This is a genomic window from Undibacterium hunanense (assembly GCF_014284335.1).
Taxonomy (GTDB): Bacteria; Pseudomonadota; Gammaproteobacteria; order Burkholderiales; family Burkholderiaceae_D; genus Undibacterium; species Undibacterium hunanense.
On the sequence record NZ_JACOGF010000007.1, the window covers coordinates 321,566 to 327,989 of the forward strand.

The following is a 6,424-nucleotide window of genomic DNA, read 5'->3' on the forward strand; positions in this document are numbered from 1 at the left end:
GCCAACAATCTGCCGACTGTCCGGCCAATCAGGCTGACCAGTACCGGTGACATCGAAATACCACATCCAAGTACAGCTGGCGCTTGTCGAAACAGCCTGATCTGAACGAAGATACACGTATCAATCTGCCTTGCAAATCTGCCGTATTGCATGGCTTGCTTGTCGACACTTGGCCATTATTCTCACAATAGCGCCAATTTATTATTCAACTGGGACCCTGTCATGAAATTCCTCGATCATCTGGAAGAGTGGATTATCGCCATCCTTATGGGCGGTGCAACGCTCGTCATTTTTATATCGGTACTACACCGTTACGGTACCGGTTTCAGCATCCCGTATGTTCAGGACTGGCTGCTGTCGCTGCGGTTCAGCTGGGCACAGGAACTGTGCATCATCATGTTTGTGTGGATGGCCAAATTTGGTGCTGCCTATGGCGTACGCGCCGGGGTCCACGTCGGCGTGGATGTGCTGGTCACCCGGCTGCCGGCCGAATGGCGCAACGCGACTGTGTATACAGCACTGTCATGTGGCGCGATTTTTACCGCCATCATCGGCACCTTGGGTTTGACTTTCGTGTGGGAAAACGGCATGCACTACGCCCTTTATAACCTGTTTGGCATGGCCAGTGCTGACATGTCCGAAGGCCCTACCACACCGGATCTTGAATGGCCTACCTGGATAGTCTATTCCGCAGTCTGGATGGGTTCTTACCTGATGTGTTTCCGTTTCCTGCAAGTTGGTTTCATCTTTCACCGTACCGGCGAATTGCCTCAGCATGACCACGCCCACGTCGAAGGCCTGAGTGATGAAGAAAATGCCGTCGAATTACCCGCCACCCCTGCCATGAAAGGAGGTGTGTAATGAGCGCCGCCATTGATACCCTCGGCATCAAACAGATGTCAAAACAGCGTGCCACCATAGTCCTGCTATGTATAGGTCTGGCACTTGGTGCCTTATGCATGGTAGGCAAGGTCGGCATCGTCTTTGCATTGCTGATCGCGCTGATGCTGACCGGCATTCCCGTCTCCATTGCGCTGGGCCTGACGGTGCTGATGTTCATGTACCTGCTGACCCAGGTGCCGATTGAAGCGGTTGCTCTGAAACTGTTCACCGGCATAGAGAAATTCGAGATCATGGCGATCCCCTTCTTTATTCTGGCCGGGAATTTCCTGACCCATGGCGGTGTCGCCAAACGCATGATCAATTTTGCCACCAGCATGGTCGGTCACTGGCATGGTGGTCTGGCGCTGGCAGGCATTATTTCTTGCGCCATGTTTGCCCTGGTATGTGGCTCCAGCGTGGCAACGGTTGTCGCTATCGGCTCCATCATTCTGCCAGCCATGGTCAAGCAGGGTTATCCCAAACAGTTTGGTGCGGGTGTCATCATCACTGCAGGTTCGCTGGGGATATTGATGCTGCCATCGATCCCCAAGGTCATTTACGCCATTTCAACCAATACCTCGATCGGTGCACTATTTGTTGCCGGCCTGTTCCCAGGTATGCTGTTGACAGCCATGCTGTGCGCCACCACCTGGTTCCTGGCCAGGAAAAATGGCTATCCACGCATGAAAAAAGCCACCTGGGGTGAGCGCTGGAAAGCCTTCCGCGAAAGTATCTGGGGCTTGCTGCTGGTCGTCATCATCATCGGTGGTATTTATAGCGGCATCTTCACCGCTACCGAAGCTGCGGCGATGAGCGCGGTGTACGCTTTCCTGATTTCTGTCTTCGTCTACAAAGACATGAAAATATCCAATACCCCCAAGGTACTGGTGAATTCGGCAGCACTGTCAGCCATGCTGCTGTACATCATCACGAACGCGGTACTGTTCTCTTTCCTGATGGCGCATGAGAATATTCCACAGATGATGGCAGACTGGATATTAGGAAAAGAACTCGGTCAGGCAGGCTTCCTGTTCTTTACCAATATTCTGTTGCTGCTGGCTGGTAATGTGATGGAACCCTCTTCCATCATCCTCGTGATGGCCCCGATTCTGCACCCTGCCGCTATTCGTCTGGGCATAGATTCCGTGCATTTTGGTATTTTGATTGATGCCAATATGGAAGTCGGCCTGTGTCACCCACCAGTGGGCCTGAACCTGTATGTTGCCAGCGGCATCTCGAAAATGAGCATTACCGAACTGACCGTCGCCGTCATGCCGTGGCTGTGCACGATGCTGGTATTCCTCGTCATCGTCACCTACTGGCCAGGTTTGTCGCTATGGCTGCCAAGGGCAATGGGCATGATGTAAGGAAGGCATGCAACAAGCAAGGCTTTTGAGAATCTGGACCATTCCCACACCGGGATGGTCCAGATTTGCCATGTGGTTGCACGACAGGCTGCATGACAGGTTGTTACCACGGCTGCCACACGTCCATGCATTGGCCCTGTCCGTAATGCCGAGGGTGCAGTAAACTAGGCCCATGAAAAGCTTCTACCGCACCCAATCCTGGCCAAATCAGAAATGGCGCTGGATTATTCCCATCCTGCTGCTATTGCTGTTTCTGTCCACGTTGATCTGGCTGCCGTGGCAAGCGCAGCGTATGGAAGCCAATGAAAGACAAGAACAGCTGATCGCCGATTCGCTGTGGGTAGAACAGGCCATACAGTTCCAGTTAAACCGCAATGATGAAGTCTTGCGTCAGATCGGCGGTGAAATCATTTCGGCAAAGCTGCAAAAAGAAACCGTGCTGGACCGCTTTCGCGCCATCCTTAAAAACAACCGCGAAGTCCAGCGCATTGCCTGGTATGACGCCAACAACAAAGTTGTCGCCGATACCCGTGAAGGCACGCTGGCCAATGCCGAACGTTTGCCCGTGCCCAAATTTGAATTCGGGACGCTGGATGTCAGTGAAGAAACCATCTGCCTTAAGCCGGTGCTGGAAATCAATGCAAAAAATGCCTACCTGCTGCATTGCCAGATACCCCTGATCAAGGATGAGCATCGCATAGGCAGCATGATGATCAGTTACCGCATGAACGGCATCCTGGAAGAGCTGGTGCCCTGGTGGTTTGCCCAGGATAACCAGATCAGCATTACCGACATTGATGACCGCGTACTTTCAGAACGCGCCGCCGGTGGCAGTGGCAAGAGTGTCTATACCCACAGCCGTGCACTGGAACTGCCCAGCCTGACCCTGATCTTGCGCACCAATAGCATCAAGAGCGAACCCAAGCTGCTGTCCAATCTGCTGGTGCTGTCTGTCATCCTGCTGTCAGCAGGCCTGATCTGGAGCCTGATGGCGCTGTGGCGCGATATCAACCGGCGACTGGCGGCAGAAGGCGCATTGCGGCAGCAGGTCACCTTTCGCACTGCAATGGAAAATTCCCTGGTCACCGGTTTGCGCGCACGCGATATGGAAGGCCGTCTGACCTATGTCAATCCGGCGTTTTGTCGCATGGTGGGTTTCCCGGCAGAACAAATCATAGGGCGCGTGCCACCCATGCCGTACTGGGCACCGGAAGCCATAGAAGAATACCAGCAAAGATTCACCCAATTGCTGGCAGGTACGGTACCGTCAGAAGGTTTTGAAACCATCTACCAGCACGCCAGCGGCGAACGCATTCCGGTGCTGATCTACGAATCCGCCCTGATCAATGAAAATGGCAGGCAGACTGGCTGGATGAGCTCCATCCTCGACATTTCTGAACTGCGAAGGGCACAAGACCTGACACGCCAGCAGGAAGAAAAACTGCATACCAGCGCCAAACTCGCCACCATGGGCGAAATTGCCTCAATGCTGGCACATGAACTGAACCAGCCGCTGGCCGCCATCTCCAGCTATACCACCGGTGCCATCAACCTGCTGCAATCCGGCATCGTAGACCGCCCCCTGTTTCAGAGTGCGCTGGAAAAAGTCAATGCCCAGGCGCAGCGGGCTGGTCACATCATCCGCAGCGTGCATGAATTCGTCAAAAAGCGCGAAGCCACCCGTGAGCCAGTACAAATCACCGATTTGATTCACACCGTCACACCACTGGTCGAACTGCAGGCACAAGCCAGCCATGTCGCCCTGCAATGGCAAATCCTGTCCGGATTGCCGATGATACTGGCCGATGGCGTTTTACTGGAACAGGTATTATTGAACCTGACCAGAAATGCGATTGAATCCATGCAAAAAACACCACCAGAAAATCGTATCCTGCGTATAGAAACCAGTTACGACGAAGCCATGCAGCAAGTTATCGTCGCAGTGATAGACCGTGGGCATGGCATTCCCTCTGAAGTGGCAGAACAACTGTTTTCACCCTTTTTCACGACCAAATCTTCGGGTATGGGCATGGGCCTGAATATCTGCCGCACAGCGGTGGAATTCCATGGCGGCAAGCTGTCACACAGGGATAACCCCGTGGGTGGTACTATTTTCCAGTTTGCATTACCGATCCATCAACAACAGCAGAGCGCAGACCAATGAAGCGCCGATTACCGTTAGGGAGGCAGCATGTTACACATTATTGATGACGAAGAAGTCATACGCGACGCTTTGTCTTGGCTGGCAAGGTCCAGGCAGATTGCTGCCCACAGTTATGAAAGTGCAGAAAAATTTCTGACTGCGCTCGACCGTCCGATGGCCTTCGACACCCAGGGTGACTGCATCTTGCTGGACGTTCGCATGCCTGGCCTGAGCGGCACCAGCCTGTTTGAAATGCTGGCGTCCCGGCAATTGATCAAACGCCTGCCGGTGATTTTTTTGACTGGCCATGGCGACGTACCAATGGCAGTCGATACCCTCAAGCGCGGTGCCTTTGATTTCTTTGAAAAACCTTTCAACGACAACAAACTCATGGACCGCGTGCAGGAAGCACTGACACAATCGCGCCAGGCTGGCAGTGCTGCAGTCATCCATGAACGCCTGGCGACACTCTCCGGCCGTGAAAAAGAAGTGCTGGACCTGATACTGCAAGGAAAAATGAACAAGGTCATTGCCGATCAGCTAGGCATCAGCATGCGCACCGTTGAAGTGCATCGCGCCCATATTTTTGACAAGATGCAGGTGAAAACTGCTGTCGAACTGGCTGGCATACTTAAATAAAAACTGCTCTGACAGCATAGAAAATACCCCGGCATGTCCATCTTCACCCTGCTCTTCCCGGATTTCACCCTGATACTGCTTGGTTTTTTACTGGCACGTCATGCACACTGGGGTGGGCATTTCTGGGCTGGTATAGAAAAAATCGTTTATTTCATCATGTTCCCGGCGCTGCTGTTTTACACCACAGCACGCACCCAGTTTGATTTTCATTCCACTGGACACCTGCTGCAAGTCGCCGTCTTTACCACCGCCTGCGGCATGTTTCTGGGCTGGTGTGCAAAATTTCTGTTCAAGACCGCGCCACGCATTTTTGAATCCGGGGTGCAAACCGCCTTTCGCTTCAATTCTTATATTGCGCTGGCACTGGCATCACGCCTGGCCGGTGAACAGGGCACGGCATTGATGGCCTTGCTGATCGGCTTCCTGGTACCTCTATGCAATATGGCCGCCGTGTATGCACTGGCACACAACAGCGGCAGGCTGCTGAAAGAAATTGCCAGCAATCCCCTGGTAGTTGGCACTGCCAGCGGCGTCCTGTTCAGTGTCTTGCAAATCCAACTACCCGAAGGCATCGCTGCCACCCTGTCACGCCTGGGCAACGCCTCCATCGCCCTCGGCTTGCTGGCCGTGGGTGCCGGCATTCAGGTGTCTGGCCTGAAACAAGCCAAAGGCATCGCCAGTTATTTCCTGGCCATCAAATTGCTGGCCCTGCCGTTCATCGCCCTGCTATTGGGCCGCTGGATGGAACTGCCTCTGTTGCAACTACAAATCGCCGTCGTCTTCTGCGCCCTTCCCACCGCCTCCAGTGCTTATGTACTGGCGGCACGCATGGGGGGCAACGGGCCGTTTGTGGCTTTCCTGATTTCAGCAAGCACCGTGTTGTCGGTGCTGACTTTGCCGGTGTGGTTGAGTTTGGTGCGGTGAGGGGATGGAATGTCGATCTCTATTATTTGCGGAACAGCTGCAATAAACAGCAATCATATTAACGTCGCTCCAGCAAGATTGCCCTTCGTGGACACAAGCCGGATCTCGGTCAATTAACGGCAATCATATTATCGTCGCTCCAGCGCAGGCTGGAGCCTAGTGTCTGTCGTGGTATGCCGTGTCGTTAATTAAAGCAATTTCACTCCGTGGATATAAACCAGGTTTGGGGTAATCAACAGCAATCATATTAACGTCGCTCCAGCGAAGGCTGGAGCCTAGTGGCGTTTGCTGTATGCTTGAGTTGTTATTAAAACGATTGCCCTTCGTGGATACAAGCCGGGTCTCGGCCCGGCGGCCGAATTCCTTTCTTTGCTTCGCCGTAACTATTCAGCACCCAAGTAAGGCTGAGGCACGTTGCCAGAGAATGAGAGTACAAGGGAGTTGAACAAAGGCAGTTCTTGTTTGCGTA

The 6,424-nt window shown here is 53.3% G+C and carries 5 protein-coding genes; all 5 read left to right on the forward strand.

Annotated features, from left to right (window positions below; all coding sequences use genetic code 11):
* The first annotated feature begins 222 nt into the window (after positions 1 to 222).
* The 5 genes from H8L32_RS15645 to H8L32_RS15665 all read left to right on the forward strand — a co-directional run bounded on the left by H8L32_RS15645 (position 223) and on the right by H8L32_RS15665 (position 5,955).
* On the forward strand, positions 223 to 861 hold the full coding sequence (locus tag H8L32_RS15645) for a TRAP transporter small permease (protein ID WP_186948170.1): 639 nt from the start codon (positions 223 to 225) through the stop codon (positions 859 to 861).
* Positions 862 to 959: 98 nt separating this feature from the next.
* On the forward strand, positions 960 to 2,249 hold the full coding sequence (locus tag H8L32_RS15650; protein ID WP_222619383.1) for a TRAP transporter large permease: 1,290 nt from the start codon (positions 960 to 962) through the stop codon (positions 2,247 to 2,249).
* A 172-nt stretch (positions 2,250 to 2,421) separates the two neighbouring features.
* The gene (locus tag H8L32_RS15655; RefSeq protein ID WP_186948172.1) at positions 2,422 to 4,413 is read left to right on the forward strand and encodes a sensor histidine kinase; all 1,992 of its coding nucleotides are present in this window, start codon (positions 2,422 to 2,424) and stop codon (positions 4,411 to 4,413) included.
* 27 nt (positions 4,414 to 4,440) lie between these two features.
* Entirely contained in the window at positions 4,441 to 5,031 is a 591-nt protein-coding gene (locus H8L32_RS15660; protein WP_186948173.1) for a response regulator transcription factor, read from the forward strand.
* Positions 5,032 to 5,064: 33 nt separating this feature from the next.
* Complete coding sequence (locus H8L32_RS15665; RefSeq protein WP_186948174.1) at positions 5,065 to 5,955, forward strand: AEC family transporter; 891 nt, start codon at positions 5,065 to 5,067, stop codon at positions 5,953 to 5,955.
* Positions 5,956 to 6,424: the final 469 nt, after the last annotated feature.

Coding starts and splice junctions, on each gene's coding strand:
- H8L32_RS15645 (WP_186948170.1), top strand. CDS start 223: ATGAAATTCCTCGATCATCTGGAAGAGTGGATTATCGCCATCCTTATG.
- H8L32_RS15650 (WP_222619383.1), top strand. CDS start 960: ATGGTAGGCAAGGTCGGCATCGTCTTTGCATTGCTGATCGCGCTGATG.
- H8L32_RS15655 (WP_186948172.1), top strand. CDS start 2,422: ATGAAAAGCTTCTACCGCACCCAATCCTGGCCAAATCAGAAATGGCGC.
- H8L32_RS15660 (WP_186948173.1), top strand. CDS start 4,441: ATGTTACACATTATTGATGACGAAGAAGTCATACGCGACGCTTTGTCT.
- H8L32_RS15665 (WP_186948174.1), top strand. CDS start 5,065: ATGTCCATCTTCACCCTGCTCTTCCCGGATTTCACCCTGATACTGCTT.